At 62.9% G+C, this 26,842-nt stretch carries 27 protein-coding genes (1 of these 27 running past the window's edge); 13 read left to right on the top strand and 14 right to left on the bottom strand.

Features of this window, described 5'->3' with window-relative positions; genetic code table 11:
• Both pssA and ilvC read right to left on the bottom strand, forming a co-directional pair.
• Positions 1 to 711: the 5' portion of a CDP-diacylglycerol--serine O-phosphatidyltransferase gene (gene pssA / locus A9179_RS04765; RefSeq protein WP_187804699.1), read on the bottom strand. It extends 105 nt beyond the left edge of the window; only the first 711 of its 816 coding nucleotides appear in the window; it begins with the start codon at positions 709 to 711; its stop codon lies off the left edge, out of view.
• 157 nt (positions 712 to 868) lie between these two features.
• Positions 869 to 1,885: a ketol-acid reductoisomerase gene (gene ilvC, locus A9179_RS04760; RefSeq protein ID WP_187804698.1), complete on the bottom strand. Its 1,017-nt coding sequence runs from the start codon at positions 1,883 to 1,885 to the stop codon at positions 869 to 871.
• Between the two features lie 126 nt (positions 1,886 to 2,011).
• On the opposite strand from ilvC, the gene ilvY reads away from it, so the two are divergent.
• On the top strand, positions 2,012 to 2,893 hold the full coding sequence (ilvY, locus tag A9179_RS04755) for an HTH-type transcriptional activator IlvY (RefSeq protein ID WP_187804697.1): 882 nt from the start codon (positions 2,012 to 2,014) through the stop codon (positions 2,891 to 2,893).
• Positions 2,894 to 2,933: 40 nt separating this feature from the next.
• Here ilvY and ilvN read toward each other — a convergent pair whose 3' ends face one another.
• Both ilvN and A9179_RS04745 read right to left on the bottom strand, forming a co-directional pair.
• Positions 2,934 to 3,425, bottom strand: a complete 492-nt coding sequence (gene ilvN, locus A9179_RS04750; protein ID WP_076428090.1) for an acetolactate synthase small subunit — start codon at positions 3,423 to 3,425, stop codon at positions 2,934 to 2,936.
• 2 nt (positions 3,426 to 3,427) lie between these two features.
• Positions 3,428 to 5,158 carry an acetolactate synthase 3 large subunit gene (locus A9179_RS04745; protein ID WP_187804696.1) on the bottom strand — a complete coding sequence of 577 codons (1,731 nt, stop codon included), beginning with the start codon at positions 5,156 to 5,158 and terminating at the stop codon, positions 3,428 to 3,430.
• A gap of 406 nt (positions 5,159 to 5,564) precedes the next feature.
• Here A9179_RS04745 and A9179_RS04740 point away from each other — a divergent pair, with 406 nt between their 5' ends.
• Positions 5,565 to 5,990 (top strand): DUF4124 domain-containing protein, encoded by a 426-nt coding sequence (locus A9179_RS04740; protein WP_187808506.1) that lies wholly within the window; start codon positions 5,565 to 5,567, stop codon positions 5,988 to 5,990.
• A gap of 22 nt (positions 5,991 to 6,012) precedes the next feature.
• Here the strand turns inward: A9179_RS04740 and A9179_RS04735 are convergent, their stop codons facing one another.
• From A9179_RS04735 to mrcB, 3 genes are read right to left on the bottom strand one after another with little or no spacing between them, the layout of a single operon-like run.
• Positions 6,013 to 6,339 (bottom strand): YqcC family protein, encoded by a 327-nt coding sequence (locus A9179_RS04735; RefSeq protein ID WP_187804695.1) that lies wholly within the window; start codon positions 6,337 to 6,339, stop codon positions 6,013 to 6,015.
• On the bottom strand, positions 6,339 to 7,061 hold the full coding sequence (locus tag A9179_RS04730) for a tetratricopeptide repeat protein (RefSeq protein ID WP_187804694.1): 723 nt from the start codon (positions 7,059 to 7,061) through the stop codon (positions 6,339 to 6,341). Before A9179_RS04730 ends, A9179_RS04735 begins: the two co-directional genes overlap by 1 nt.
• Before the next feature lie 23 nt (positions 7,062 to 7,084).
• Positions 7,085 to 9,406 carry a penicillin-binding protein 1B gene (mrcB, locus tag A9179_RS04725; protein WP_187804693.1) on the bottom strand — a complete coding sequence of 774 codons (2,322 nt, stop codon included), beginning with the start codon at positions 9,404 to 9,406 and terminating at the stop codon, positions 7,085 to 7,087.
• Positions 9,407 to 9,522: 116 nt separating this feature from the next.
• Here mrcB and A9179_RS04720 point away from each other — a divergent pair, with 116 nt between their 5' ends.
• The 8 genes from A9179_RS04720 (at position 9,523) to A9179_RS04685 (ending at position 16,961) form a co-directional block, all read left to right on the top strand.
• Positions 9,523 to 11,085: a bifunctional aminoglycoside phosphotransferase/ATP-binding protein gene (locus A9179_RS04720; RefSeq protein ID WP_187804692.1), complete on the top strand. Its 1,563-nt coding sequence runs from the start codon at positions 9,523 to 9,525 to the stop codon at positions 11,083 to 11,085.
• Positions 11,086 to 11,149: 64 nt separating this feature from the next.
• Positions 11,150 to 11,494 (top strand): pentapeptide repeat-containing protein, encoded by a 345-nt coding sequence (locus tag A9179_RS04715; RefSeq protein WP_187804691.1) that lies wholly within the window; start codon positions 11,150 to 11,152, stop codon positions 11,492 to 11,494.
• Between the two features lie 225 nt (positions 11,495 to 11,719).
• A complete protein-coding gene (locus A9179_RS04710; RefSeq protein WP_187804690.1) occupies positions 11,720 to 11,992 on the top strand; it encodes a TfoX/Sxy family protein in 273 nt (90 codons plus the stop codon).
• A gap of 106 nt (positions 11,993 to 12,098) precedes the next feature.
• Positions 12,099 to 12,899 (top strand): cyclic nucleotide-binding domain-containing protein, encoded by an 801-nt coding sequence (locus A9179_RS04705; RefSeq protein ID WP_187804689.1) that lies wholly within the window; start codon positions 12,099 to 12,101, stop codon positions 12,897 to 12,899.
• A gap of 592 nt (positions 12,900 to 13,491) precedes the next feature.
• Positions 13,492 to 14,877 (top strand): hypothetical protein, encoded by a 1,386-nt coding sequence (locus A9179_RS04700; RefSeq protein ID WP_187804688.1) that lies wholly within the window; start codon positions 13,492 to 13,494, stop codon positions 14,875 to 14,877.
• 99 nt (positions 14,878 to 14,976) lie between these two features.
• Positions 14,977 to 15,450, top strand: a complete 474-nt coding sequence (locus tag A9179_RS04695) for an LEA/WHy family protein (RefSeq protein ID WP_187804687.1) — start codon at positions 14,977 to 14,979, stop codon at positions 15,448 to 15,450.
• 266 nt (positions 15,451 to 15,716) lie between these two features.
• A complete protein-coding gene (locus A9179_RS04690) occupies positions 15,717 to 16,058 on the top strand; it encodes a zinc ribbon domain-containing protein YjdM (RefSeq protein ID WP_187804686.1) in 342 nt (113 codons plus the stop codon).
• 144 nt (positions 16,059 to 16,202) lie between these two features.
• Positions 16,203 to 16,961, top strand: a complete 759-nt coding sequence (locus A9179_RS04685) for a substrate-binding periplasmic protein (RefSeq protein ID WP_187804685.1) — start codon at positions 16,203 to 16,205, stop codon at positions 16,959 to 16,961.
• 6 nt (positions 16,962 to 16,967) lie between these two features.
• Here the strand turns inward: A9179_RS04685 and A9179_RS04680 are convergent, their stop codons facing one another.
• On the bottom strand, positions 16,968 to 17,729 hold the full coding sequence (locus A9179_RS04680; RefSeq protein ID WP_262410527.1) for a hypothetical protein: 762 nt from the start codon (positions 17,727 to 17,729) through the stop codon (positions 16,968 to 16,970).
• 214 nt (positions 17,730 to 17,943) lie between these two features.
• Between A9179_RS04680 and A9179_RS04675 the strand changes: the two genes are divergently transcribed.
• On the top strand, positions 17,944 to 18,327 hold the full coding sequence (locus tag A9179_RS04675; RefSeq protein WP_223123170.1) for a hypothetical protein: 384 nt from the start codon (positions 17,944 to 17,946) through the stop codon (positions 18,325 to 18,327).
• A 41-nt stretch (positions 18,328 to 18,368) separates the two neighbouring features.
• Here A9179_RS04675 and A9179_RS04670 read toward each other — a convergent pair whose 3' ends face one another.
• Positions 18,369 to 18,827, bottom strand: a complete 459-nt coding sequence (locus tag A9179_RS04670; RefSeq protein ID WP_187804684.1) for a GNAT family N-acetyltransferase — start codon at positions 18,825 to 18,827, stop codon at positions 18,369 to 18,371.
• Positions 18,828 to 18,970: 143 nt separating this feature from the next.
• On the opposite strand from A9179_RS04670, the gene A9179_RS04665 reads away from it, so the two are divergent.
• A complete protein-coding gene (locus A9179_RS04665) occupies positions 18,971 to 19,795 on the top strand; it encodes an NYN domain-containing protein (RefSeq protein ID WP_187804683.1) in 825 nt (274 codons plus the stop codon).
• Positions 19,796 to 20,197: 402 nt separating this feature from the next.
• Here the strand turns inward: A9179_RS04665 and A9179_RS04660 are convergent, their stop codons facing one another.
• The 5 genes from A9179_RS04660 to aptA all read right to left on the bottom strand — a co-directional run bounded on the left by A9179_RS04660 (position 20,198) and on the right by aptA (position 25,767).
• Positions 20,198 to 20,968 carry a gamma-glutamyl-gamma-aminobutyrate hydrolase family protein gene (locus A9179_RS04660; RefSeq protein WP_187804682.1) on the bottom strand — a complete coding sequence of 257 codons (771 nt, stop codon included), beginning with the start codon at positions 20,966 to 20,968 and terminating at the stop codon, positions 20,198 to 20,200.
• Between the two features lie 625 nt (positions 20,969 to 21,593).
• Positions 21,594 to 22,364 carry a gamma-glutamyl-gamma-aminobutyrate hydrolase family protein gene (locus tag A9179_RS04655; RefSeq protein ID WP_187804681.1) on the bottom strand — a complete coding sequence of 257 codons (771 nt, stop codon included), beginning with the start codon at positions 22,362 to 22,364 and terminating at the stop codon, positions 21,594 to 21,596.
• A 215-nt stretch (positions 22,365 to 22,579) separates the two neighbouring features.
• The gene (locus A9179_RS04650) at positions 22,580 to 24,076 is read right to left on the bottom strand and encodes a CoA-acylating methylmalonate-semialdehyde dehydrogenase (protein WP_187804680.1); all 1,497 of its coding nucleotides are present in this window, start codon (positions 24,074 to 24,076) and stop codon (positions 22,580 to 22,582) included.
• Between the two features lie 57 nt (positions 24,077 to 24,133).
• Entirely contained in the window at positions 24,134 to 24,421 is a 288-nt protein-coding gene (locus A9179_RS04645; RefSeq protein ID WP_187804679.1) for a cupin domain-containing protein, read from the bottom strand.
• Positions 24,421 to 25,767 carry an omega-aminotransferase AptA gene (gene aptA, locus A9179_RS04640; RefSeq protein ID WP_187804678.1) on the bottom strand — a complete coding sequence of 449 codons (1,347 nt, stop codon included), beginning with the start codon at positions 25,765 to 25,767 and terminating at the stop codon, positions 24,421 to 24,423. Before aptA ends, A9179_RS04645 begins: the two co-directional genes overlap by 1 nt.
• A gap of 109 nt (positions 25,768 to 25,876) precedes the next feature.
• On the opposite strand from aptA, the gene A9179_RS04635 reads away from it, so the two are divergent.
• Positions 25,877 to 26,800, top strand: coding sequence for a LysR family transcriptional regulator (locus A9179_RS04635; protein WP_187804677.1), 924 nt, complete (start codon positions 25,877 to 25,879; stop codon positions 26,798 to 26,800).
• Positions 26,801 to 26,842 lie beyond the last annotated feature (42 nt).

The raw sequence follows: 26,842 nt of genomic DNA, 5'->3' as shown, positions 1-26,842 counted from the left end.
CACCACGGCGAACACCAGCACCACGACAAGGATCGCCACAAAAGGCACGCGACCTTTCAGATCCAGATCCTTGAAGCTGTTGTATTTGATGTTGCTGACCATCAGGGTACCGGCCGCCGCCACCAGCAGGGCCACGACAAAGGCCATGTTCGAGCCCTTGATGCCGAAGTCGCTGAATGCCCACACGGTACCCGCCACCAGAGCTGCCGCCGCCGGGCTGGCCAGACCGATGAAGTAGCGTTTGTCGGCCTTGCCGACCATGGTGTTGAAACGCGCCAGACGCAGAGCCGCGCCAGCCACATAGATGAAGGCGACCATCCAGCCGACCTTGCCCAGGCTGCCCAGGGCCCACTCGAAGGCCACCAGCGCCGGCGCCACACCGAAGGCGACCATATCCGACAGCGAGTCGTACTCGGCACCGAAGGCACTCTGGGTATTGGTCAGGCGAGCGACACGGCCATCAAGGCCGTCGAGCACCATGGCCACAAAGATGGCGATGGCCGCATGGTCGAACTGGCCGTTCATGCCGTTGACGATGGCATAGAAGCCGGAGAACAGCGCTGCCGTGGTGAACAGGTTGGGCAGCAGATAGATGCCACGATGGCGCACCTTGCGCCCTTCCGCATCGTGCCCCTCCTCCACATGCTCATCGATGGGCAGAAGGCTCTCCTCTTCGGGAGCGGAGCCGGATTCCTCGGGACGTTCGTTCATGAACAACACCTTGCAGCGATTTGGAATGGATTTCGACCGAAGCCGCCGGAAGAGGTTCGCCAGCAGCTCCATGCAAACGAATGGCTTTATACCAGAAGCCCGCGCCGAGCATAAAAAAACGCGGCCGAAGCCGCGTCTTTTTGAACATCGGAAGACCTTAGTTCTTGGTCTTGTCGACGATCTTGTTGGCGGAAATCCACGGCATCATCGCACGCAGCTTCTCACCGACCACTTCGATGCCGTGAGCGGCATTGTTGCGGCGGTAGGCGGTCATCGACGGGTAGTTGGCCGCGCCTTCGGAGATGAACATCTTGGCGTATTCGCCGTCCTGGATGCGCTTCAGAGCGTTGCGCATGGCCTGACGGGATTCGGCGTTGATGACTTCCGGGCCGGTCACGTACTCGCCGTACTCGGCGTTGTTGGAGATCGAGTAGTTCATGTTGGCGATGCCGCCTTCGAACATCAGGTCGACGATCAGCTTCAGCTCGTGCAGGCACTCGAAGTAGGCCATTTCCGGCGCGTAGCCGGCTTCAACCAGGGTATCGAAACCGGCTTTGACCAGCTCGACGCAACCGCCGCAGAGAACAGCCTGCTCGCCGAACAGGTCGGTCTCGGTCTCGTCCTTGAAGGTGGTTTCGATGATGCCGGTACGGCCGCCACCGACGCCAGCGGCGTAGGACAGGGCGACGTTCTTGGCGTTGCCGGAAGCGTCCTGGTAGATGGCGATCAGGTCAGGGATGCCGCCGCCTTTGACGAACTCGGAGCGCACGGTGTGGCCCGGAGCCTTAGGCGCGATCATGATCACGTCGAGGTCAGCACGCGGTACGACCTGGTTGTAGTGGATCGAGAAGCCGTGGGAGAAGGCCAGGGTGGCGCCTTTCTTGATGTTCGGCTCGATCTCGTCCTTGTACAGACGGCCTTGGAATTCGTCCGGGGTCAGGATCATGACCAGGTCAGCGTTGGCAACAGCGGTGGCCACGTCGGTCACTTTCAGGCCATGGGCTTCAGCCTTGGCAACGGTAGCGGAACCCTTGCGCAGACCGATGGTGACGTCAACACCGGAGTCCTTCAGGTTGCACGCCTGAGCGTGGCCCTGGGAACCGTAACCGATAACGGCGACTTTCTTGCCCTGGATGATGGAGAGATCGCAGTCTTTGTCGTAATAAACTTTCATGTTCTTGGCTCTTCTGGATCGAATGGGGTGGGGTGCACAGCACCGCTACGGAGGCACCTTAAGCGATTCACTCTATTGCGTAAAATGATATATTTGCAATACAACGTGCCGATATATGAAACGATTATGGATAGCCACGCGCTCAGGCTTTTTCTTTCTTTGGCAGACAACCTGCACTTCGGCAAAACCAGCCGCGAACAGCATGTCAGCCCCTCGGCACTCAGCCGTAGCATCAAGCAGCTCGAGGATGAGCTCGGCGCCTCTCTATTCCTGCGCGACAACCGCTCGGTTCGGCTGACCCGCGAGGGCCAGCAGTTTCGCGAGTATGCCCAGGAGGTCATGAATGGCTGGCAGGCCATTCGCCAGACCTTCAAGCAAGATCAGTTGATCCTGCACGGCGAGCTCTCCCTATATTGCTCAGTCACGGCCAGCTACAGCTTTCTGTATGACATCCTCAGCAGCTTCCGGCAGAACTACCCGCGCATCGAAATGAAGCTGCACACCGGCGACCCAGCCAAGGCCGTCGAACGCGTACAACAGGAACTGGAAGACCTGGCCATCGGCGCGCGCCCGGACAACCTGCCTGCCGACATCGAGTTTCAACCCATTGCCCGCTCCGAGCTACGCTTCATCGGCCCGCAGTCATCGCAGCTGCTCAGCGACGAACAGTTGAAGCACCCCAGCGCAGAGAACTGGCGGGACGTACCGATGATCCTTTCAGAAGAGGGGCTGGCACGGACGCGCACCGACCGCTGGCTGAAGAGCCATAACATCAAACCGCGCATCTATGCCCAGGTGAGCGGCAACGAAGCCATCGTCAGCATGGTGAGCCTGGGGTTCGGTATCGGCGTGGTGCCACAGATCGTGCTGGACAACAGCCCGCTGACCGCGCGCATCCGCATCTATGACATCCAGCCGCCACTGACCGCTTACGACATCGGCCTGTTTGCCCTGCAGAAACGCCTCAAGGATCCGCTGATCGCCGCCTTCTGGAATCGCCAGAAATAAAAAGCCCCGCACTAGGCGGGGCTTTCTTCAACCATGACGATCAGATGCTCAAGACCTTGTCGCCACGCGCAATACCGGTGACACCACTGCGCACGGTCTCCAGGATCGACGCGGTGCCGATGGCCTGGATGAAGCTGTCCAGCTTGTCGCTCGTACCAGCCAGCTGAATGGTGTAGACACTGCTGGTGACGTCGACGATCTGCCCGCGGAAGATGTCGGTGGTGCGCTTGACCTCGGCGCGCTGGGCGCCGGTGGCCTTCACTTTCACCAGCATCAGTTCGCGCTCGATGTGGGCGCTTTCCGACAGGTTCACCAGCTTGACCACTTCGATCAGCTTGTTGAGGTTCTTGGTGATCTGCTCGATCACATCGTCATGCCCTACGGTGGTCAGCGTCAGACGCGACAGGGTGGGGTCTTCGGTCGGCGCCACGGTCAGGCTTTCGATGTTGTAGTTGCGCTGGGAGAACAGGCCAACCACACGCGACAGGGCGCCCGGTTCGTTTTCCAGCAACAGGGAGATGATATGGCGCATGTTCAGGTCCGCTCCGTCTTGCTCAGCCACATGTCACGCATGGCACCGCCGCGAATCTGCATCGGGTACACGTGCTCGCTGGTATCCACGGCAATGTCGAGGAACACCAGGCGGTTCTTCATGGCGAAAGCCTCTTCCATCATCGGCTTGAGGTCTTTCAGGTCGGTGATGCGCATGCCCACATGACCATAGGCCTCGGCCAGCTTGACGAAGTCAGGCAGCGATTCCATGTAGGAGTGCGAGTAACGGCTGTTGTACTGCATGTCCTGCCACTGGCGAACCATGCCGAGGGCACCGTTGTTCAGGTTGATGATCTTCACCGGCAGGTCGTACTGCAGGCAGGTCGACAGCTCCTGGATGTTCATCTGGATACTGCCTTCGCCGGTGACGCAGGCCACGTCGGCCTCCGGGAAGTTCAGCTTGACGCCCATCGCTGCCGGCAGACCGAAGCCCATGGTGCCCAGGCCACCGGAATTGATCCAACGGTTCGGCTTGTTGAAGCGGTAGTACTGCGCCGCGAACATCTGGTGCTGACCCACGTCGGAGCTGACGAAGGCATCGCCCTTGGTCACTTCGCTGAGGGTTTCGATCACGGTCTGCGGCTTGATGATGCTGCCGTCACCCTCGTTGTAGGGGAACAGGCGACCACCACCACGCCACTCATCGATCTGTTTCCACCAACTGGCGACGGTTTCCTTGTTCGGGGTCTCGCCAATTTCCTTGAGGATGGCGACCATCTCGGTCAGCACGCTGTCCACTGGACCAACGATCGGGATGTCGGCCTTGACGGTCTTGGAGATCGAAGCCGGGTCGATGTCGATGTGGATGATCTTGGCGTTCGGGCAGAACTTGGCTGCGGTTTCACCGTTGATCACCCGATCATCGAAACGCGCACCGACGGCCAGGATCACGTCAGCGTGGTGCATAGCCAGGTTGGCGGTGTAGCTGCCATGCATGCCGAGCATGCCGACGAACTGGCGATCGTTACCCGGATAGGCGCCGAGGCCCATCAGGGTATTGGTCACCGGAATATTGAGCATCTTGGCCAGCTCGGTGAGCGGCTCGGAAGCGCCCCCCATGACCACGCCGCCACCGGAGTACAGCATCGGGCGCTTGGCGGCCAGGAGCATCTCGGCGGCCTTGCGGATCTGCCCGGAATGACCACGGGTAGCCGGGCTGTAGGAGCGCAGCTTGACCTTCTTCGGGTAGCTGTATTCGAACTTCTGCGACGGATCGCCCATGTCCTTCGGAATATCCACAACCACCGGGCCGGGACGGCCGGACTGGGCGAGATAGAAGGCTTTCTTGATCACTTCGGGGATTTCCGAAGGATGCTTGATGATGAAGCTGTGCTTCACGATCGGGCGCGAGATACCGACCATGTCGGTTTCCTGGAAGGCGTCGGTACCGACCACGGTGCTGGGCACCTGACCGGAAATGACGACCATCGGGATCGAGTCCATGTAAGCGGTAGCGATACCGGTAACGGCGTTGGTCGCCCCCGGACCGGAAGTCACCAGTACCACGCCGGCCTTGCCGGTGGCTCGGGCATAGCCGTCAGCCATGTGGGTAGCGGCCTGCTCGTGACGCACCAGGATGTGGGTCACTTCCGGCTCTTTGAACAGAGCATCATAGATGTGCAGGAGGGCACCGCCCGGGTACCCATAAATGTACTTCACGCCTTCGTCACGCAGCGAGCGGACGACCATTTCAGCGCCGGATAAAAGCTCCACGTTGTTCACCTCTAGAACGCCAGATTACCACCCGTCAACGAGTGGTCCTTTGAGTAGGTCTTACCGGTCAGCAGACAAGCGCGACTGTGGTCACGGGTAATGCAGGGGTCTGCCTGACGAGTAGCGGAACGGCCCAATCTTGCGGAGCCTTTCCTTCCCAGCGCGAGGTAACGCGTTGCGGGTGTAACGGGGGTCGGCACGGGTAGCGCCTTTTTCCACTGAGCTGGGGGACACTTGCGGCGGACCCCACTACAGCGGACGTTGGATTGTTCTGATTAATGTACGGCAAGTCAAGCCACAGACTCAGGAATCTTCCACCAGCAGCTGTGACATGGCGCAGGATGACGTTTCGTCGGTTTTGGTTATAGTAACCACCAGGTTCCACAGCCATAAAAAAGGAAACAGCATGCATCGCATGATTCTCACGGGCAGCCTGCTGCTCGCCCTGAGCGCCAGCGCCATGGCCGGCCAGATCTACAAATGGGTGGATGCTGAAGGCAACACACATTTCGGGGCGCAGCCGCCGGAAGGACAACAGGCCGCCGAGGTGAACCCCAACATCACCCAGCCCAAGATCGCCGCCCCCAAGCTGGATATTCCGGAGACGGACGCCAAACAGGAAGCGCTTGACCAGGAAGCCAGGCAGGACGCAGCCAAGCGCCAGAAAGAAATGGATAGCTACTGCGAGCGCGTACGCAAGGATCTTGCGCAGATGAAGGCGAACCCGCGCGTACGCGTCAAGGATGGCGACGAAACCCGCCGCCTGACGGAAGAAGAGCGCCAGGAACGCATGAGCAAGAGCGAAGCTGCCATCAAGGAAAACTGCCAGTAACTTCCTGGCAAGCCGGAGCGCCTCAGGCGCTCCCGATCAACCGATCGAATTCCCCCAGGGCCGCCAGCAAGGCCCGCACCTCTCCTAGCCGCCCCTTGTAGACCTCCTCCGCCATCGGCAGCAGTCCCGAAGCTGTAGGCAGTGACCCACCACTCTCCAGCAGGCTTTTCATCCGCGGCAGCAGTAGCCACTGCAACCAGGCCTCGAACGGCAGGGTGTCGACGCAGAAAGGTTCCCGACTGGCCAGCGCCTCGGCCGCCGGCGCCTGCGGCGACCACAGCCCCAGCAAACGCAGCTCACGCTCGATCAGCAGCAACTGATCGGCCAGCGCCGCGATACGCGGACTCATCAGAGGTTGACCCGCGCCCGTTCGCGCGCCTGTGCAGCGCCGGACGGATCGCCCTGGCGCTCACGGGCCTGGCCGATCAGATTCCACAACCCGGCCTGCAGCGCCGGACGGCCGCTGGCATAGGTCAGGCCACGGCGCGCCAGTTGCTCGGCCTGAGCCGCATCGCCCTGAGCCAGGCGCACTTCGGCCAGGCGGTAGAGCACTTGCGGCTCGCGCGGAGCAATGCGCTGGGCACGCTCCAGGCTGGAAGAGGCGCCGTTCAGGTCGCCACTGCTCTGCTGTTGCTGGGCCGTGGTCAGCAGCGACAGCACTGGGCCATCCAGCTGCTCATCCGCAGCCAGGCTGCCGCCGGAAGGAATCCCGCTGGGCATGCTCGGCATGCTGGGCGAATAGCTGCCGGCGCTGGAAATCGGCCCGGTGCTCAGCGGGGCGGAGCTGATCGAAGACGGCATCGAGCTGCTGCCATCCGGGTAGGTCTGGATCGGCGCGGAGGAAACTCCACCCGGCACCATCACCACCACGCCGGAATCGGCAGGAATGCTTTGCGCCTGCGACTGAACAGGCGCACGAGCAGTGCCGCGACCATAGCCATCGGCCGCCGCCTGCTCATCGGTCATCAGTTGGCCGCTGGAGTCCTGCACCGGAATCGAACCGCGCGGCACACTGGCGCAACCACTCAACACGGACGCTGCCACTACCGCGCCAATCCACCACTTAGCCATGTACTTCCTCACTCGACGCGAATTCAATTAAGCCAGCCACGCACCCAGTCCATCACTTCACCCGCCGGAGTCCCAACACCACCGCAAGGCTGCCCCTGGGCCGGCTCACTGCCGCGAATATACGGCATCTGCACGGCATTCGGACAACCCGCCGCCGAGCCCTGGCCGTTGCTGGCATCGACCCAGGCCTGCACCACGTTATCCGGCAGCGGCATGTCCAGCGGCAGCGGATCGGCCTTGACCATGAAACTCGTCCACACCTGCAGTGCACCGGTGGCACCGGTCAGCGGCGTCTTGCCGTTGTCGTCGCGGCCCAACCACACCACTGCCAGCAGATCCTGGCTGAAACCGGCGAACCAGCTGTCGCGCGAGTCGTTACTGGTACCGGTCTTGCCGGCCAGGGTCAGCGACGACGGCAACTGGCTGTAGACCGAGCGCCCGGTGCCTTCACGCATCACCCGCTGCATGGCGTTCTGCACCAGGTAGATGGCGCCCGGGTCGAAGCGCTGCTGGATCTGGAACGGATAACGCTTGAGCGGCTCGCCCTCGGCGGTCAGCACACTGCGGATACCGCGCAGCGGGGTGTTGAAACCGCCATTGGCCAGGGTCTGGTACATGGTCGCCACTTCCATCGGACTCAGCGAACCGGCCCCCAGCAGCATCGATGGATAAGCCGGCCACTCGCGATTGACGCCCAGGCGCTCAAGAGTTTTGAGTACATTGGGCACGCCCAGTTCCAGACCGAGCTTGGCAGTCGACAGGTTGTAGGAGTTGGCCAGGCCCTGGTACAGGTAAATGGTGCCGTGAGCCTTGTGGTCATAGTTCTGCGGACGCCAGACCTGGCCGTCCTGGCCTTTTACCGAGAACGGCTCGTCGGCCAGCCAACTGGTCAGGGTGTACTGACTGGGGCGCTCCAGCGCCGTCAGGTAGACCGCCGGCTTGATCAGCGAGCCGATCGGCCGGCTGGCATCCAGCACCCGGTTGAAACCGGCGAAGCGCGGCTGGCGACTGCCGAGCATGGCCTGCACCTCACCGGTTTCCGGGTTGGTCACCACCATCGCCGCTTCCACTTCATCGACGCCCTTGCGCCCACCCAGGCGCTTGAGGGTATCCGCCAGGGACGCCTCGGCCTTGAGCTGCAGGATCGGGTCGAAGCTAGTGAAGATGCGCAGGCCTTCTTCGGTCAGGTCTTCCTCGCGGTAGTCGTCGCGCAGCTGGCGCTTGACCAGGTCGAGGAAGGCCGGGAAGGAGCTGTCTGCCAGGCTGCCGCGCTTGGTCACGCCCAGCGGCTTGCTCTTGGCCGCTTCGGCGTCGGCAGCGGGCACCACGCCCTGCTGTACCAGCAGGTCGAGTACCAGGTTGCGCCGCTCCAGGGCGCGCTCGGGGAAGCGCCGCGGGTTGTAGAAGGTCGGCCCCTTGACCATGCCGACCAGCAGCGCCACCTGGTCGAGCTTGAGCTCGCTCAGCGGCTGGCTGAAGAAGTACTGGCTGGCCAGACCGAAGCCGTGCACGGCGCGCTGGCCGTCCTGGCCGAGGAATACCTCGTTGAGGTAGGCCTCGAGGATTTCCTTCTTGTCGTAATGTAGCTCCAGCAGCACCGCCATCATGGCCTCGGTGGCCTTGCGGGTGAGACTGCGCTCGTTGGTCAGGTAGAAGTTCTTCACCAACTGCTGAGTCAGGGTACTGCCGCCCTGGCGCAGCTGGCCGGCCGTGGCGTTGATCCACACGGCGCGGGCAATGCCCTTGGGCGAGACGCCGAAGTGATGGAAGAACTCGCGATCCTCCACCGCCACCAGAGTCTCCACCAGGTACGGCGGCACCTGTTCCAGTTTGATCAGGATGCGGTCTTCGTGGTGCGCCGGGTACAGGCCACCGACCAGCAGCGGCTCCAGGCGGGCGACCGCCAGTTTGCTGCCATTGGCCTGCATCAGGCCGGCCACGTAATCACCAGAGAAACGTACGCGCACGCGCTGCGATGGCTCGTTGCCCTCATAGAACTGGAAGCCGCGGGTGAACAGATCGATCTGGTTGCCGTTCACCGCCGCCGCGCCCGGGCCATTGGCGGCGCCTTCACGGCGATAGCCGAGGGCGTCCAGTTCGGTAAGGAAGTCCTGCTTACTCAGCTTCTGGCCTTCGAACAGCTCCAGCGGCCGCGCGTAGACCTTGGCCGGCACCGTCCAGCGCTTGCCGGAGAATTTCTCCTGCACCACGGCATCCAGGTACACGGCGAAGCCGGCCAGGATAACCAGGCCAACCAGAGAGAGTTTGAGAACCCAACCCAACCAGGGGCGGGACTTGCCGGAACGGCGCTTGGCGCTTTTGCGCGGGGTACGGGAACGAGTCATGGCGGCGCATTATACGCACTTTGCCTAGGCCCAACAGGCGCACTCCGGCGGTTTGCAGAGCGCCTCACAGCGGCCATAATGCCGCCTCTTATCGACGAGCCAAGCAAGGAAAGACCGTGAGCCAAGCCCTGATCGCCGCGCTGCAGAACCCGGCCCTCTATCCGCATCCGGTGGAGGCTTTCCAGGTCATCGAAACGCATATCTCCTGGGTGCTGCTCACCGGCCCCTTTGCCTACAAGATCAAGAAGCCGGTGAACTTCGGCTTCCTCGACTTCACCGATCTCGCCAAGCGCCAGCACTTCTGCGGCGAGGAGCTGCGCCTCAACCAGCGCCTCACCGATGGCCTGTACCTCGACGTGCTGCCAGTCACTGGCAACGAGAACGCCCCGCAACTGGGCGGCGACGGCCCGGCCATCGAATACGTACTGAAGATGCGCCAGTTCCCCCAGAGCCAGCTGCTCAGCGCCGTGCAGGCCCGCGGCGAACTGACAGAGGCGCACATCGACGCCCTGGCCGAACAGATCGCCGACTTCCACAGCCGCACCCCGGCCGTGGACGCCAGCCACCCGCTGTGCGCACCGAGCGCCATCGTCGCGCCGATGCGGCAGAACTTCGTGCAGATCCGCCCGCTGCTGTCCGACGCCGCCGACCTGCGCCAGCTGGAAGCCCTGGAAGCCTGGGTGGAGGCCAGTATTAGCCGCCTGGAGCCGCTGCTGGCCCAGCGCGCGGCAGCCGGCGCCATCCGCGAGTGCCACGGCGACATCCACCTGGGCAACGCCACCCTGCTTGACGGCGCCGTGGTGCTGTTCGACTGCATCGAATTCAACGAAGAGTTCCGCCTGATCGACATCGCACTGGATGCCGCCTTCCTCGCCATGGACTTGGAAGACCGCGGCCTCAAGGCGCTGTCACAGCGCTTCGTCAGTGCCTGGCTGGAACGCAGCGGCGACTATGCGGCGCTGGAGCTGCTCAATCTCTACAAGTCCCACCGCGCCCTGGTACGCGCCAAGGTCGCCCTGTTCAGCCTGGGCCACCAGACCGATGAACAGCAACGCGCAGCCACCCTGCGCCAGTACCGCAACTACGCCAACCTGGCAGAAAGCTACAGCGCTATTCCCTCGCCGTTCCTGGCCATCACCACCGGCGTCTCGGCCGTTGGCAAGAGCCACGTGGCCCTGCGCCTGGTCGAGTCCCTCGGCGCCATCCGCCTGCGCTCGGACGTGGAGCGCAAGCGCCTGTTCGGCGAGCAGGCCGATAGCGCCAAGGGCGCCCTGTACGGTGGTATCTACAGCCCGCAGGCTACCCAGGAAACCTACCAGCGTCTGCACCAGTTGGCCGAAGGCGCCCTGCACGCCGGCTTCCCAGTGGTGCTGGACGCCGCCTACCTGAAGCAGGCGCAGCGTGCCGAGGCCTGGCAAGTCGCCGAACAGAACGGCGCGCCATTCCTGATCCTCGACTGCCAGGCGCCGCAGGAAGTGATCGCCGGCTGGCTGCAACAGCGCCAGGCCGAAGGCAACGACCCGTCCGATGCCACCCTCGAAGTGATCGAGGCCCAGCAGGCCAAGCGTGAAGCCCTCAGCGACGACGAACTGGCCCACAGCAAGCGCGTCGACACTCACCTGGCTGCCAGCCTGGACAGCCTGATCGAGCGTATCCGCCAGCGCCTGCCGGGGCTCTGAGCCGCAACGCCCCATTCGGAACCTGCCATCTATACTGCTGGCAGGTTCTGAATGGAGGCCCCCCATGAGCCAGCCCCGCCAGCTCGACACCCCCCTGTATCGCCTGCTGCACAACGAGAAGGTCAAGGACTTCAACGCCCAGAAACCCAAGGGCGCCAGCGTCGACCTGCGCGGCGGTGACTTCCGCGGCCTCGACCTGCGCTTGCTGGATGCCCAGGACATCGACTTCACCGACGCCTACTTCCGCGGCGCCGACCTGCGTGGCCTGGATCTGCGCAACGCCAGCCTGGAAGGCGCCAGCATTGCCCACGCGCAGATCTCCGGAGCCTACTTCCCGGTCGAGCTGAGTGCCGATGAAATCCTCATGTCGGTCAATTTCGGCACCCGCCTGCGCTACCGCACCCGCTGACCCTGCCCGCATGAGTGACATCACCCGCCTGCTCGACCACCACACCGGTGCCTGCGCCAGCGTCCGCCCGCACTACTCGATGGCACTGCCTGGCTGGCTTGCCCGCTCTGGAGCCGCCCCGAGGCGACCGGCAGCTGCGGCGTTTTGTACGCCGGCCGCTACACTTTCTCGCAGGCATTCCCCTACAGCCTCATCAGTAGCTGCGCAGCAATGCATGGAGGCGCAATGAACGATGAACTACAGCACCTGAAAAACCTGGGTAAAACCTCCGCGCAGTGGCTGCATGCGGTGGGTATCCACAACGCCACCGACCTGCGCCGCCTGGGCGCGGTGGACGCCTACCGCGCCGTGCGTGCCCGCGGGTTCCGCGCGTCCAAGGTGCTGCTCTATGCCATCGAGGGCGCCCTGCTCGATGTCCACTGGAACCAGCTGCCGCCGGCGCACAAGGCAGAACTGAACGGTCAGGTCGACGCCCTGGGGCTGAGCAACAAGAGCTAGCTCACAACCTCCAAGCGCCGGGATTTACCTGTATTTCGGCGCCCCTTATTGTTGCAGGGTCGCGCGTGGCTTATCGTCCGCCCAGCCAGCTCAAGGAATTACTGACATGTACCTACTCGGGGAGCAACCGGCCTACGCCGACCAACTGATCCAGCGCCTGCAGAGCCTGCCCGCGCAGCTGCTCGACGGCCTGCAGCCAAGCGGCCCGCCGCTGCGCCTGGAACAGGTCGAGGATCTGGCGAAGATCCTGCCGGGCAACCAGTTGTACATCATCGAGAGCGGCCTGCTGCACGCCCTGGTCGACGAGCGCCCGCTGTTCTATCTGCAGGAAGGCGACCTGGTCGGCCTGCGTCAGGGCATCGATCTGCCGAGCTGCCGCTACAGCAGCGAAGAGCCGCTGACCCTGAACCCCTTCAATCGCAGCGACGTGTTCAAGCACATCTACGGCAGCGAGCAGCGCCAGGAACTGTTCATCCAGTACCTGATCGGCCATACCGCCCTGCTGTCCGACGCCCTGGCCCGCCTCAAGCAGCCGGAAATCCGTCCGGCCACCGGCTTCCAGCATTTTGCCGCCGGCGAAGAACTGATCCACCAGGGCGATGACGCCGACCACGTGTTCGTCATCATCGAAGGCCACGCCGAGGCGCATGTCGACGGGCAGAAGGTCGGCGACGTGCAGAAGGACGAGATCTTCGGCGCCATGGCCGTGTTCACCCGCGAGAAGCGCAGCGCCACGGTGATCGCCAGCGAGCCCTGCACCGTCATGGTCATCCCCAAGGATCAATTCCTCAGCCTGATGCAGAGCAACCCACGCATCGCCCACAGCCTGATCGAGAGCATGGCGCGACGCATCGACCTGCTCAACAAGGAAGTCACCCAGCTGCGCCTGCAGCGCGAACCAGCCTGATCGATCCAGCCTCACCCACAACCCCGGCCCAGTGCCGGGGTTTGTTTTTCCCGGCTTTTGCCAATCAGTCGAAAATAATTCTCATCTAGGCATTGACGACAAAATGAGAATTGTTATTATTACCGCAACTGGTCGCGAGATCAGCCGATAAGCTCAAGGGGCCACGCAGTCGGACTCTTCAGATTATCTCCTCATCAGGCTAATCACGGTTATTGACCCGGCACTTTGCCGGGTCTTTTTTTGCCTGCGATTTCTCCTTGCAGCGCGCCACGGGCGTGCCAGCATGAGCAGACCGCCACCCACGCGAGGCAGCCCATGGCCTTCCCCCCTTCACCAGCGGGGAAGTCACGCGCCTGTGTAGCGTCGAGGTGGCCGACGTGGTGGCCTACCGCCGCGAGCTGATCAAGCGCCTGCAGCCGAAGGCCGCACGGTGGCCGCCTACCCCTGACCCTGAACCGCTTGCGCCATGCCAAGACCTTGAGCAGACCATACGAACAACCACAGTATTGAGTTCGACAGCAGGATCGCTCAGCTAAACCTTGCGAGCCCCCTGGCAATGGATATGATCCTGCAGCCATGCCAAGGACGACATATGACGAACAGACGCAAACTCGCTAGAGCCCTACTGGGAATCAGCCTACTCACCGCCACCCTATTGCTGCTCAGTTATTGCGCCCTGCTAGCCATCAACTGGCACGACGAGCCAGTGTCCACTCAGGCTCAGACGCTCATCGATTCCTACAATGCGCGCCCGATCCCCGCCGATCAGAACAATGCCCAGCTCTATCTACTAGGTTTCTCGGCACCACCCGGACAGTCGCCCATAAAACTGGGGCAAAACCGTATTGCCTGGATGCGCTGGGCCCTGCAGCAGCCCAATCGCGCTGAACTACTAGAGCTGGAGCAACAGCGCCCTACGCCCTTCACTGCAAGAACCACCTCTTTCAGCAACCTGCTCGATGCCTGCGAAAGCAGTTCCTCCGAATGCGGAGCCCTGCTGATAGCCAATGAGCCGGTTATTGATGAATGGTTGCAACACGAACATTTCCTGCTGGAGCGCTACCAAGGTCTGCTCACCCGAACAGACATCTACGACCCATTACCCTACGACATATTCTCGGGGACTCCCGACTACCCAACCGTATTCAGCGGCCAGCGCCTGCTGCTTACCCGCGCCTGGCTAGCTAGCCGCCTGGGCCATGCAGAGCAGGCCCGTCATCTGCTTGAAGCGGATCTGCGTTTCTGGCGCATGGCCCTCGCCAAGGCCGATATCCTGCTACCCAAGATGATTGCCGTCCAAGCGATCAAACGACACTTCATCTGGGGCAACCTGACGCTCAGACAGCTACCGCCCAAACAACTGCAAGCCGCCATTCCTGCTTGCTGGCAGGAGCCCCTGAGTACTGAGGAACGCTCGATGCGCCGTACCCTGAGCGGTGAGCAGAGCTTCAGCTCGCGCCTCATCGTGCAGATGAAAAACGGCGAATTCAGCGGATTCCATAGCGACGGTGGCCCACCACTACAGCAGCGCCTGTTGTATTCCTGGGGCTTGCCTTTCCTACAGCCGCAAGCGTCAAACAATCAAAATGCGGACTTCCTGCTCGCCACCGAGAAAACCTTCTCCGTACCCTATGAACAGTTGCCCAAAGCCCTCGAAGACGTCCCGACGTTCCAGTCCAAGCGACGGCACAACTATCTCTACAACCTAACCGGCAACCTGCTGGCTGCCGAGCTGGGTGACGACGGCTTTGCCAACTACCTGATGCGGGTCTACGACCTGGAGGGTATCCGCCGCGCCACCCTGCTGCTGGCTATCCTGCGCAGCGAAAACGTTTCCCGACAGGATGTTGCCTCCTCCGCCCAGCAGTCCGAGCTGAACAATCCCTATACGGCTGCCCCATTCACATGGAATGCCACCACCGGTGAACTCAATGTTCAGGGACTGAGCAGTAACAGCAAACTGACGCTCAGTTACTGAACCAGACTTGGCAATACTGCTGATTGATCAAGCAGAGGTAGGCAATGACCGGCTGCCGCCGCTGCTCTACTCTGCAGGCAATCCCGAGAGGCCAGCCCGATGTCCCAGCTACTCCGCTTTCTGCTCCTCGCCAGCCTGCTGCTCGTCCTCACAGCCTGCAGCAGCCTGTTCCCGCGCGACCCGCTGCACATCGACCTGGTCGGCCTCGAGCCGCTGCCCGGACAGGACCTGGAAATGCGCTTTGCCGTGGTGCTACGGGTGCAGAATCCCAACGACGACAACCTCGACTACAACGGCGTGGCACTTGATCTGGCCATTAACGGCCAACCCCTGGCCAGCGGCGTCAGCGCCGAGGCCGGGCAGGTGCCGCGCTTCGGCGAAGCCCTGGTGCGCATTCCCATGAGCGTCTCGACCTTCTCCCTGGTACGCCAGGCCTGGGCTGCGTCCGGCTATCGCCAGGGCCAGAACCTGCCCTACCGGCTCCACGGCAAGCTGGCCAACGGCCTGTTCGGCACCGTGCGCTTCAACGCCAGCGGCACGCTGAACTGGCCGACGCCCGCCAGCACACCCTGAACAGCGAAAAGACAGCGCCGAGGCATAGGTCGGCAGCTCGTCGTCGACGAGCTCGGTCACCATGCACGTGCTGGTCGTCCGCCAGGACACGTCGCGCAAATCCGCAAAGAACATGAGCCATCCCCCCTTCGCTACAGGTTGGGACGGCCTCCGGCCCGCCAGAGTTCGACCCACAGACGACGCCCGGACAGCGGCAATACCAGCAAAGACGCAAAAACCCTATACAATGCGCGCCTTTATCCACGCACCGCCACCGAGGAACCGCCGTGAGCACCCTGCCGCCCTGCCCCCAATGCCAGTCCGAATACACCTACGAAGACGGCGCGCTGCTGGTCTGCCCGGAATGCGCCCATGAATGGTCGGCCAGCGCCGTGGCGGAAGCCGGCGATGGCGAGAAAGTGATCAAGGACTCGGTGGGCAACGTGCTGCAGGACGGCGACAGCGTCACCGTGATCAAGGATCTCAAGGTCAAGGGCTCGTCCCTGGTGGTCAAGGTCGGCACCAAGGTCAAAGGTATCCGCCTGGTCGACGGCGACCACGACATCGACTGCAAGATCGACGGCATCGGCGCAATGAAGCTCAAGTCGGAGTTCGTTCGCAAGGTCTGAACCTGCCCCCCCCCCGCGCCACGAAAAGCCCGGCTCCTGCCGGGCTTTTTGCAGGGTGCAGTTCAATCGGATCAGCCCCGACAAAACGCCGGTGCAGCACTGCTAGGCTCAAGGTACTGATGCAGCTCCGGGAGCGGCGGCAACATGGTGAGGTGGCGATTCGCGCTGGCGCTGGCCCTGCTGCCGGCCTGCCTGGCGAGGGCCGGGGAGGAAATCGTCCTGGCTTCGCCGGCCTACTGGTGTCCGTTCAGCTGTACGGCCGGCAGCGTACGGGAAGGCTTCACCGTCGAGATCATCCGCACCATCTTCGCCCGCCACGGCATCCCGGTGCGCCTGGTCAACGAGAACTACAGCCGCGCCCTCAACGATGTGCGCAGCGGCCGCTACACCGCCTCGCCCTCGACCCTGCGCGATGAAGCACCGGACTTCGTCTACCCCGAGGAAGCGGTGTCCTCCAACCGCTTCTGCTTCTACACCCGGGCCAGCGACGACTGGCGCTACCACGGTGTGCAGAGCCTGGCCACGCGCAACACCGGAATCATCCAGGGCTACTCCTACGGCGCCGAGCTGGATGCCTATATCCGCCAGCACGGCCAGGTCTTCCAGCTGCACGCCGGCAACGATCTGACCGAGCGCCTGCTCAAGCAACTGCTGCTCAAGCGCTTCGATACCTTCGTCGAGGAGGAAAACCTGGTGGCCTACACCCAGCACCAGCAGCCGCAGGAAGGCATCCGCAAGGCCGGCTGCATCGGCGGCACGCTGGCCTACATGGCCATCGGCCCGGGGCACCCGCAGGCACAGGAGTACGCCCGGCTGTTCAGCGAGGGGATGCGCGAGATACGCGCGAACGGGGTTTTGCAGCGGATATTGGCCCGCTACGGCCTGAAAGACTGGCAGCCCTGAAACGCCCTACTGCACCGGCAGGAAGTTCATGAACAGCAGGCTCTGGGCATAGTTGACGCCCAGGCGCCGGTAACGCTCGTCGAGCACATCGGTGAGCAGATCGAGGCGCGCGACTATCTTGCCGAACTCCACGGCGAAGCTGAGGTTGCGCCCATCGCCGGAAATCTCGTTGGACAACAGCCAGGGGTTGCCCTGCAGGTCGTTACGGCTGGCCAGCAGCCAGGCGGCCCTTTCCACATTGCGCGCGGCGTTGTGGATAAACTGCGGATCCAGCTCGTCGGTCATGTAGAACTCGGTGCGCCCGCCATGGGCGGTGACCAGCATGCTGCCCAGGGCATAGATGAAGGCACCGACCCGGTCGCCCTGGTAGTCGGCGCTCAGGGCATAGCTCAGTGCCGCCACATCGGTGCGGGCGCCCAGCGTACCCAGCGGCAGGCTCTGCTCGATGGCCATCTGCACCTGGCGCTCGGCCGCCTGGCGGTCGGGCTGGCCGCTCTTGCGCCATTCGCGCGGGTTGCGCAGGTAGAGCTTGTCCATCAGTCGGTAAAGCGCGTTGAGGTTGTTGCGCATGCCGATGGTGGCGATGCGGTCGGTGTGGGTCTGGAAGAACTCGGCAGGCGCAGCCGGGCTGCGGTTCGCCACGATGCCGGCGTGATCCTGGCGGCTGGCACAGCCTGCCAGCAGCCCCAGCAGCGTCAGGCATGCAGCAGACCGTATGGCCTCATGGCGCAGCCAGGCAACAGGGGTGAACCGGCTCAGAAGCTCCATGGCGTGGGCAGTCATCCGCGACGGGCTGATAACTTAAAACTAGCAATAAAACGCCCCCACCAATGCGCAGCAGCCGACAACTCGTGCCACACGTCCGATCGCACCGCTTTGTATCCACTTTTACACAGGCTTTACGTTGCCTCGGGAGCACAATGGGCAACCGCGCGGTCGAACTGTTAACCGGGCAATTCCGGTCTCAGAGGAGTGCACGAACATGCTGTCGCGTCTTTCCCTTGTCAGTGGCCTGGTGGTCAGCCTGGCACTGGTTGGCCAGCAACCCGCCGTTGCGGCGGATAGCGGCGATGTGGCCGCAGGTGTGGCGATCGGTGCCGTGGTCGGCGGCGTAATCGCCAGTCAGGCCCGGCCGGTGTACGTGGCACCTCCGCCACCGCCCGTCGCCTACTACCCTCCGCCTCCGGTGGCCTACTACCCACCACCACCGGTGTACTACGAACCCCGCCCGGTCTATTACGCTCCACGACCGGTGTACTACCGCCCCTATACGGTGGTGGTACCGGGATACCGCTACTACGATGACCGTCACCACCATCGCCACGGCCACGGTCGCGGCCATGGCGGCGGCTACTACCGCTGGTAACCGACAAGCCCCGCCCCGTGCGGGGCTTGTTATTTCTGCCGCTACAACTCGCGCGTCAGCAGGTGCTGGGTAGCGCCCCAGGCCTGAAAATGCTCCAGCAGAGTCCAGCCACGCCGGGCGTAGTAGTCGGCGCGATCCTGCGTATGCAGGTACAGGCGCTCGTGGCCCTGCTCGCGGGCAGCCGTGCAGACATCTTCGATCAGTCGCTCGGCCAGCCCCTGGCCCCGCGCCTGTGGCAGCACATAGACGCAGGCCAGCCAGGGGCCGAGTTCCGGGCGCAAGGCCAGGTCGTCACGGGCCAGGCCGGCGCAGCCGAGCGGCTGGCAGTCCTGCAGGGCGATGCGCATCGCCCAGTCACCATTGTGCTGGCCAGCGGCGAACTCGGCCTGCCAGTCGGCCAGCGACTGTTCGCTGAATTCGTAGGGGAATTGCCGGTACAGCCACTCGGCCAATTGGGCGCAGTGCTGGGGGTGGTGGCGGAGCCAGTCGAAGGTGAGCATGGGAGTCCTTGGCCGTTAGCTGACTGGGCATGATGCACGGTTTGCCGTGCAGTGTGGCCCGGCGAGCTGACCGGGTTATCAACTATGGCGCTGGGCCAACCGTTCGCAGTATGGTCTGGACATCGCGCAATCAAGGATGATCCATGGCCAGCAAGCCCACCCCACCCCGCCAGCAGAAGCACCTTGCAGTGCTGATCGATGCCGACAATGCCTCCGCCGCAATTGTCGAAGGGTTGTTCGAAGAAATCGCCAAGTTCGGTATAGCCAGCGTCAAACGTATTTATGGCGACTGGACTGGCCCGCAGCTGGGCGGTTGGAAGAAGGTGCTGCTGGAACATTCGATTCAACCGATGCAGCAGTTTGCCTACACCACCGGCAAGAACGCCACCGACAGTTCGCTGATCATCGATGCCATGGATCTGCTCTACACCCGGCGCTTCGATGGTTTCTGCCTGGTGTCCAGCGATAGCGACTTCACACGCCTGGCTGCACGCCTGCGCGAGGAAGGGCTGGAGGTAATCGGCTTTGGCGAGCAGAAGACACCTAAGCCGTTCGTGTCAGCGTGCGACAAGTTCATCTACACAGAGCTGCTGCGCAGCGATGCCGAGCCGGCCGAAGTAGAGGCTGCCGCCAGTGCTCCGGCGGTAGCACCGCAGGCCGCCGTGGCGCCGGACGCCAAACCTGCAGCGCCGCCTGCACCGGTCAAAGTGAAGCCACAGAAAGTGCCGGTGGACTTTATCGCCAAGGTGATCGACGACAACTCGGATGAGGATGGCTGGTGTCACCTGGGCGCACTGGGGATGAATATCAGCAAGCTGCGCTCGGACTTCGACTCACGCCTATATGGGCACAAGAAGCTGAGTGACCTGATTAAGGCGCAAAACGGCCGTTTTGAATTGCAGGAGCGAGGCACTACAGCCACTGGTGGTAAGTCGCTTTATGCACGCAATCGCAAGCCTGTGAAGTGAGCATTGGGGATGAAAGCTTTCGTGCGCGAGCTTATTGCTGAGGCTGCCCGACTGCACGGTTTCGCCCTGCTGGGCGAGTCACTTGACTCGCTACGCTCACCATTCGGGCCAGCCTGCGGCTGCTACTCCGCTTCGCTTCGTCTCTCTTGGCTTGTGCAAAGAAGAGTAAGCAAAGAAACACACCCCGGCATCCGGGGCCGCTCCGGGGCCGGCGCATCTATGCGGTACACACCCCCTGCGCTCGGCCTGCTGACGAGGAGTTTGTGCGCCTGCAGGCTTCGCGCTTTGCGCTTCAGGCCGCTCGGCGTTGTCGGTATGCCTCGCCGTCGGGTGGGTGCAACCCGCGCCGCCGGTTACGCGGGTTGCACCCGCCCTACTACTGTTTCCCGCGTAGCCAATGGCTTATGCGCAAGCCATCGAGTTAGAACGACTGAGTTGATAGTCCTTAACCGCATCGTGGAAGGCGGTAATGAACAAGTCGTAGTCCGGGTTTTCTCTCGAGTGATACTCCGGGTGCCATTGCACGGCTAGCGCGAACGACTTGGCGCCCTTGACGCTGATCGCTTCGATCTGGCCGTCTTCGGCCACAGCCTCTACCTGCAAGCCCTCCCCCAGACGCGCAATACCCTGGCCGTGCAAGGAGTTGACCCGCAACTGGGTAACGCCATGCAGTGCATGCAGCACGCCACCCTCAGTCAGCGTGACGTCATGAATCGGGGCATAGCAGACCTCGTCTTCGGCATCGATTTCACGATGATCCAGGCGCCCTTCAACTTCATGCACATGGCGGTGTAGGGTGCCGCCGAACAGCACGTTCATTTCCTGAATACCGCGACAAATCCCCAATACCGGAATGCCACGCTCAATAGCTGCAGCCATCAACGGAAAAACCGTGGCATCGCGGTCGCGGTCCTCCAGGCCCACGCCTTCGCTGTCATCGCCGTAGAAACTTGGATGGATATTCGAAATCGAACCGCCGAAGATCAAGCCCGATACATTTTCCAGCACCGTATCAATATCCAGATCACTGGCTAACGCCGGGACAGTGAAGGGGAATGCCCCATAGTTGGTAATAACCCGAACGTACTTCTCGCCCACAAGGTGATACCAGCCCTCGTCGCGATCTTTCAACTGCCAGCGACAAAGCGAGAGAGCAATCAACGGCCTACGCATTAAAATACCTTTTTATTCTTTTAATACAGATAGTCACCCACTGCACTCAGCTTTAGCCAAAAGAGCAAAGCCAAGTGCATTAGGAAAGTTTTATTTAAATCAGGCCAACTACGGATTTTGTCGTGCAGGCGGGCTTAAGCCAAAGGCCACTTGCCGCCAGCCAACGAAAAGACGAGCTCAGCCCCAAGCCTTTTATCTTGGGGCCTCCCTACCGCGCAGACTCTGCATGCAGCATATAAAGCTATCGACACATGACCTAGCCCGCTTCAGGCAAAAGCTTTTTTCCTCACATTCAAAGCTTTAAAAGGTCTCGACTTACATGAGCGATAATCGCCCACTAGAACGCGCCTGCATGAGCGCGCCCCACTACTCGAAGGTGCGCTGGACTATCACTACTACTGTGCGCTGTTAGACCTTAGCGGAATGAATTACGCAAATAACCAAGCAGCCAAAGAGGTTGCTTAACCAACTGCTTATTCGACACCCGCTAATGCATCGCCACAGCTATCACTGAAAGTCAGCAGGATGGCTTGAGCACAACACTGTCTATCGTTTAGCAAATAAAAAGGCCAGTCTCTCGACTGGCCTTTTCTTTTCAATCAACCACTCAGTGCAACGTCCCCACTCAGACCACTACCGCCGCCCTCTTCCGCTCAGACTTCTTCGCCTGATACTCCCGCGCCGCCTCATGAAACGCCCCAATCAGTGCGTTGTAATCGGCCTTCTCCCAATAGCGATACTCCGGGTGCCACTGCACGCCAACGGCAAACGCCTTGGCGCCGATCACACTGACCGCCTCGATCTGCCCATCCTCACACACGGCCTCGACCTGTAGCCCCTCACCGAGGCGATCGATGCCCTGCCCATGCAGCGAGTTAACGCTGATCTCGCGCTCGCCGAGCAGTTGGTGCAGCACGCCACCTTCGGTCAGGGCGACCTTGTGGATCGGGCCGTAGGCCACGTTGTCCGGCACATCCTTCACTTCGCGGTGGTCGAGGCGACCCGGCACGTTGTGCACTTCGCGGTGCAGGGTGCCGCCGTACAGCACGTTGAGTTCCTGCACGCCACGGCAGATGCCGAGGAAGGGAATGCCGCGGTCGATGCAGGCGCGCATCAGGCGCAGCACGGTGGCGTCGCGGGGTTTGTCGGCCAGGCCCAGGCCGGGGTGGTCGTCGCCGTAGCAGCTGGGGTGCACGTTGGACAGCGAGCCGCCGAACATGATGCCGGAGACGCTGTCGAGCACGGTTTCCATGTCCAGGTCATCGCCGAAGGCCGGGATCATCAGCGGGAAGGCGCCGAAGCCGGTGACGGACTGGATGTACTTCTCGCCCACCAGATGGAACCAGCCGATATCGCGGTCGGTCAGCTGCCAGCGGCACAGGGGAAGGCCAATCATGGGTTTGCTCATTGCAAGGGTGTCCTCTTCTTGTGATGGAAGTGGGCTGCCCTTGGGAGAGCGGGCTTGCAGGTCACGTGGCCGTGAGTCCGCTCACCCAAGGGGTGCCGTTTCCCGTGAGGGTCACTGCACCAATGCCGCGCCCGCGCGGCAGGTTGTGTTGCGAAAAACCAATCGAAAAAAGGGCCGGTCTTGCGACCAGCCCTTCGGTTACATCAGCCGTTGCTCGGGAAGGCGAACTGCGCCGCCTCGTGGCTGGCGCGCTGCGGCCAGCGCTGGGTGATGGTCTTGCGCTTGGTGTAGAAGCGCACACCGTCCGGGCCGTAGGCGTGCAGGTCGCCGAACAGCGAGCGCTTCCAGCCGCCGAAGCTGTGGTAGGCCACCGGTACCGGCAGCGGTACGTTGACGCCGACCATGCCGACTTCGATCTCGTCGCAGAACAGGCGCGCCGCTTCACCATCGCGGGTGAAGATGCAGGTGCCGTTGCCGTATTCGTGGTCGTTGATCAGCTGCATGGCGTCTTCCAGGCTGCCGACGCGTACCACGCAGAGTACCGGGCCGAAGATCTCTTCCTGGTAGATGCTCATGTCACGGGTGACGTTGTCGAACAGGGTGCCGCCGACGAAGAAGCCAGCTTCGTTGCCCGGTACCGACAGGCCGCGGCCGTCGACCACCAGGGTCGCGCCCTGGGCCACGCCGGCGTCGATGTAGCCCTTGACCTTGTCACGCGCCGCGCCGGTAACCAGCGGGCCCATGTCGAGGCCGCAGGAGGTGCCGGCACCGATTTTCAGCGCCTGGATTTTCGGGGTCAGCTTGGCGATCAGGGTGTCGGCAACCTGGTCACCCACGGCAACCACCACGGAGATGGCCATGCAGCGCTCGCCGCAGGAGCCGTAGGCGGCGCCCATCAGGGCGTTGACGGTGTTGTCGATGTCGGCGTCCGGCAGTACCACGGCGTGGTTCTTGGCGCCGCCCAGGGCCTGCACGCGCTTACCGCGACGGTTGGCCTCGGTGTAGATGTATTCGGCGATCGGGGTCGAGCCGACGAAGCTGATGGCTTTGACTTCCGGCGCTTCGATCAGCGCGTCCACCGCTTCCTTGTCGCCGTTGATCACGCCGATCACGCCCTTGGGCAGGCCGGCTTCGTGCAGCAGCTGGGCGATGAACAGGGTGGAGCTCGGGTCGCGCTCGGACGGCTTGAGGATGAAGCAGTTGCCGCAGACGATGGCCAGCGGGTACATCCACAGCGGCACCATGGCCGGGAAGTTGAACGGGGTGATACCGGCAACCACGCCCAGCGGCTGGTGGTCGGACCAGCTGTCGATGTTCGGGCCGGCGTTGCGGTTGTATTCGCCTTTCAGCAGCTCGGGGGCGCCACAGGCGTACTCGACGTTCTCGATGCCGCGCTGCAGTTCGCCGACGGCGTCTTCCAGGGTCTTGCCGTGCTCTTCGCTGATCATCGCAGCGATCTTGTCCTTGTTGGCCTCAAGCAGAACCTTGAAGCGGAACATGACCTGGGCGCGCTTGGCCGGCGGGGTGTTGCGCCAGGCCGGGAAGGCAGCCTTGGCGGCGTCGATGGCGGCCTGGATGGTGGCGCGGTCGGCCAGTTCGACCTGACGCACCGGCTCGCCGATGGACGGGTTGAAGACCTGGGCGGTGCGGCCGCTGCGCAGCACGATTTCGCCATTGATGAAGTGGGCGACGGTACTCATGGGTGTTCCCTCGTTGGTGTTCTGGAGGGCGACTGCCTCACTGGCAGCCGCCGCGAATCATTTGATTTCGGTTTCGACAAAGACCACTTCGTGGTCGCTGGCGTTGATCACGTTGTGCTCGACCCCGGCCTTGCGGAAGTACGCCTGGCCGGCCACCAGGGGCGCATGCTTGTCGCCCTCGGGGGTTTCCAGCAGCAGGGTGCCGTTGGTCATCGGCACCACCACGTAGTCGTAGCCGTGGCAGTGGCGACCGGTTTCCGCGCCGGGGGCGAAGCGCCACTCGGTGACGATCACCCGCTCGTTGTCCACCTGCACGGTGGGCACTGCCTGCGGCCGCTGGCTCATCAGTCGACCTTGGCGAGGATTTCGCCGACGGCGTTGAACAGGGTGTCCAGCTGCTCGGGCTTGGTGTTGAAGGTCGGCCCGAACTGCAGGGTGTCGCCGCCGAAGCGTACGTAGAAACCGGCTTGCCACAGCTTGATGCCAGCCTCGTATGGGCGGATCACGCCGTCGCCGTCACGCGGGGCCAGCTGCAGGGCACCGGCCAGGCCGCAGTTGCGGATGTCGATGATGTGCTTGCTACCTTTGAGGCTGTGCAGCTTCTCTTCGAACACCGGCGCCAGGGCGGCGGACTGCTCGATCAGGTTGTCGCGCTGCAGCAGCTCCAGGGTGGCCAGGCCGGCGGCACAGGCAACCGGGTGGCCGGAGTAGGTGTAGCCGTGGCCGAACTCGACCATGTGCTCCGGAATCGCCTGCTGCATGAAGGTGTTGTAGATCTCGCTGGAGGCGATCACCGCGCCCAGCGGGATGGCACCGTTGGTGACCTGTTTGGCGGTGTTCATGATGTCCGGGGTGACGCCGAAGTATTCGGCCCCCGTCCACTTGCCCATGCGGCCGAAGGCGGTGATCACTTCGTCGAAGATCAGCAGGATGTTGTGCTGGGTGCAGATCTCGCGCAGGCGCTGCAGGTAGCCCTGCGGCGGCACGATCACGCCAGCGGAACCGGACATCGGCTCGACGATCACGGCGGCGATGTTGGAGGCGTCATGCAGTTCGATCAGCTTCAGCAGCTCGTTGGCCAGCTCCACGCCGCCGGTCTCGGCCATGCCCTTGGTGTAGGCCAGGTGCGGCTGCAGGGTGTGCGGCAGGTGGTCGGCGTCCATCATCTGGCCGAACATCTTGCGGTTGCCGCCGATGCCGCCCAGCGAGGTGCCGGCGATGTTGACGCCATGGTAGCCACGGGCGCGGCCGATGAACTTGGTCTTGCTCGGCTGGCCCTTCAGGCGCCAGTAGGCCTTGGCCATCTTCACCGAGGTGTCGGCGCATTCGGAGCCGGAGCCGGTGTAGAACACGTGGTCGAGGCCGGCCGGGGTCAGCTCGGCGATCTTCTCGGCCAGCAGGTAGGACAGCGGGTGGCCGTACTGGAAGCCCGGGGCGTAATCCAGGGTGCCCAGCTGCTTGGCCACGGCGTCCTGGATTTCCTTGCGGTTGTGCCCGGCGCCACAGGTCCACAGGCCGGACAGGCTGTCGAACACGCGACGGCCCTTGTCGTCGATGAAGTAGTTGCCTTCGGCGCCGACGATCAGGCGCGGGTCGCGCTTGAAGCTGCGGTTGGCGGAGAACGGCATCCAGTGCGCATCCAGCTTGAGCTGGCTGGCCAGGGACGGGGTGGTGGTCTGCGGCATGTTCATCGAGTCTCTCCCGAAGCGGGACCTGTTTGTTGTTGCAGCGAAAGGTGCCACGGGCATAAAGTCACTAAAACACAACTCTTCTTATCCTTAGTTAAGCGAATACTAAACAATGAGTACGCGCCGCTCCGATCCCCTGGCCCAGGTCAGCGACTTTGAAATCCGCCTGCTGCGCCTGTTCCGCAGCGTGGTCGAGTGCGGTGGCTTCTCCGCCGCGGAAAGCGTGCTGGGCATCGGCCGCTCGGCGATCAGCCAGCAGATGAGCGACCTGGAGCAGCGCCTGGGCCTGCGCCTGTGCCAGCGCGGCCGCGCCGGCTTCGCCCTGACCGAAGAAGGTCGCGAGGTGTACCAGTCGGCGCTGCAGCTGTTCGGCGCGCTGGAGAGCTTCCGCAACGGGGTCAACGGCCTGCACCGCCAGCTGCGCGGCGAGCTGCATATCGGCCTTACCGACAACCTGGTGACCGTGCCGCATATGCGCATTACTCATGCGCTAGCACGGCTCAAGGAGCGCGGCCCGGATGTGCGCATCCAGATCCGCATGACCCCGCCCTCGGAGGTGGAACAGGGCGTACTCGACGGCAGCCTGCATGTCGGCGTGGTGCCCCAGGGCCATCCGCTGTCCGGCCTGGAGTACCAGCCGCTGTATGGCGAGCGCTCGCAGCTGTATTGCGCGGTGGGCCACCCGCTGTTCTACGTGGACGACGCGCAGCTGTCCGACACCCGCCTGAATGCCCAGGAGGCGATTGCCCCGACCTTCCGCCTGCCGCCGGAGATCCAGGCCCAGTACCAGGTGCTCAACTGCACGGCCAGCGCCTCGGATCGCGAGGGCATGGCCTTCCTGATTCTCACCGGGCGCTACATCGGCTACCTGCCCGACCACTACGCCCAGCAGTGGGTGCAGCAGGGCCGCCTGCGGGTGCTCAAGCCAGCCAGCCGCTTCTACGACCTGACCCTGGCCTCGGTGACGCGCAAGGGGCGGCGGGCGCAGCTGGTGCTGGAGAGTTTCCTCGAAGCGCTGGCGGCTACCGGCAACTGACCCTGTAACAGTTTCAACAACAAGCTGGAACTCCCGTACCAC

The sequence above is a fragment of the Pseudomonas alcaligenes genome, assembly GCF_014490745.1.
GTDB classification, from domain to species: domain Bacteria; phylum Pseudomonadota; class Gammaproteobacteria; order Pseudomonadales; family Pseudomonadaceae; genus Aquipseudomonas; species Aquipseudomonas alcaligenes_C.
Note: the sequence above shows the minus strand (reverse complement) of the source record. Positions and strands in the feature narration are given on the sequence as shown.

Bases quoted from the DNA above. Each gene is read 5' to 3' on its own strand.
- ilvC (WP_187804698.1), bottom strand. From the start codon at position 1,885: ATGAAAGTTTATTACGACAAAGACTGCGATCTCTCCATCATCCAGGGC.
- ilvY (WP_187804697.1), top strand. From the start codon at position 2,012: ATGGATAGCCACGCGCTCAGGCTTTTTCTTTCTTTGGCAGACAACCTG.
- ilvN (WP_076428090.1), bottom strand. From the start codon at position 3,425: ATGCGCCATATCATCTCCCTGTTGCTGGAAAACGAACCGGGCGCCCTG.
- A9179_RS04740 (WP_187808506.1), top strand. From the start codon at position 5,565: ATGCATCGCATGATTCTCACGGGCAGCCTGCTGCTCGCCCTGAGCGCC.
- A9179_RS04735 (WP_187804695.1), bottom strand. From the start codon at position 6,339: ATGAGTCCGCGTATCGCGGCGCTGGCCGATCAGTTGCTGCTGATCGAG.
- A9179_RS04730 (WP_187804694.1), bottom strand. From the start codon at position 7,061: ATGGCTAAGTGGTGGATTGGCGCGGTAGTGGCAGCGTCCGTGTTGAGT.
- mrcB (WP_187804693.1), bottom strand. From the start codon at position 9,406: ATGACTCGTTCCCGTACCCCGCGCAAAAGCGCCAAGCGCCGTTCCGGC.
- A9179_RS04715 (WP_187804691.1), top strand. From the start codon at position 11,150: ATGAGCCAGCCCCGCCAGCTCGACACCCCCCTGTATCGCCTGCTGCAC.
- A9179_RS04710 (WP_187804690.1), top strand. From the start codon at position 11,720: ATGAACGATGAACTACAGCACCTGAAAAACCTGGGTAAAACCTCCGCG.
- A9179_RS04705 (WP_187804689.1), top strand. From the start codon at position 12,099: ATGTACCTACTCGGGGAGCAACCGGCCTACGCCGACCAACTGATCCAG.
- A9179_RS04700 (WP_187804688.1), top strand. From the start codon at position 13,492: ATGACGAACAGACGCAAACTCGCTAGAGCCCTACTGGGAATCAGCCTA.
- A9179_RS04695 (WP_187804687.1), top strand. From the start codon at position 14,977: ATGTCCCAGCTACTCCGCTTTCTGCTCCTCGCCAGCCTGCTGCTCGTC.
- A9179_RS04685 (WP_187804685.1), top strand. From the start codon at position 16,203: ATGGTGAGGTGGCGATTCGCGCTGGCGCTGGCCCTGCTGCCGGCCTGC.
- A9179_RS04680 (WP_262410527.1), bottom strand. From the start codon at position 17,729: ATGGAGCTTCTGAGCCGGTTCACCCCTGTTGCCTGGCTGCGCCATGAG.
- A9179_RS04675 (WP_223123170.1), top strand. From the start codon at position 17,944: ATGCTGTCGCGTCTTTCCCTTGTCAGTGGCCTGGTGGTCAGCCTGGCA.
- A9179_RS04670 (WP_187804684.1), bottom strand. From the start codon at position 18,827: ATGCTCACCTTCGACTGGCTCCGCCACCACCCCCAGCACTGCGCCCAA.
- A9179_RS04665 (WP_187804683.1), top strand. From the start codon at position 18,971: ATGGCCAGCAAGCCCACCCCACCCCGCCAGCAGAAGCACCTTGCAGTG.
- A9179_RS04660 (WP_187804682.1), bottom strand. From the start codon at position 20,968: ATGCGTAGGCCGTTGATTGCTCTCTCGCTTTGTCGCTGGCAGTTGAAA.
- A9179_RS04655 (WP_187804681.1), bottom strand. From the start codon at position 22,364: ATGATTGGCCTTCCCCTGTGCCGCTGGCAGCTGACCGACCGCGATATC.
- A9179_RS04650 (WP_187804680.1), bottom strand. From the start codon at position 24,076: ATGAGTACCGTCGCCCACTTCATCAATGGCGAAATCGTGCTGCGCAGC.
- A9179_RS04645 (WP_187804679.1), bottom strand. From the start codon at position 24,421: ATGAGCCAGCGGCCGCAGGCAGTGCCCACCGTGCAGGTGGACAACGAG.
- aptA (WP_187804678.1), bottom strand. From the start codon at position 25,767: ATGAACATGCCGCAGACCACCACCCCGTCCCTGGCCAGCCAGCTCAAG.
- A9179_RS04635 (WP_187804677.1), top strand. From the start codon at position 25,877: ATGAGTACGCGCCGCTCCGATCCCCTGGCCCAGGTCAGCGACTTTGAA.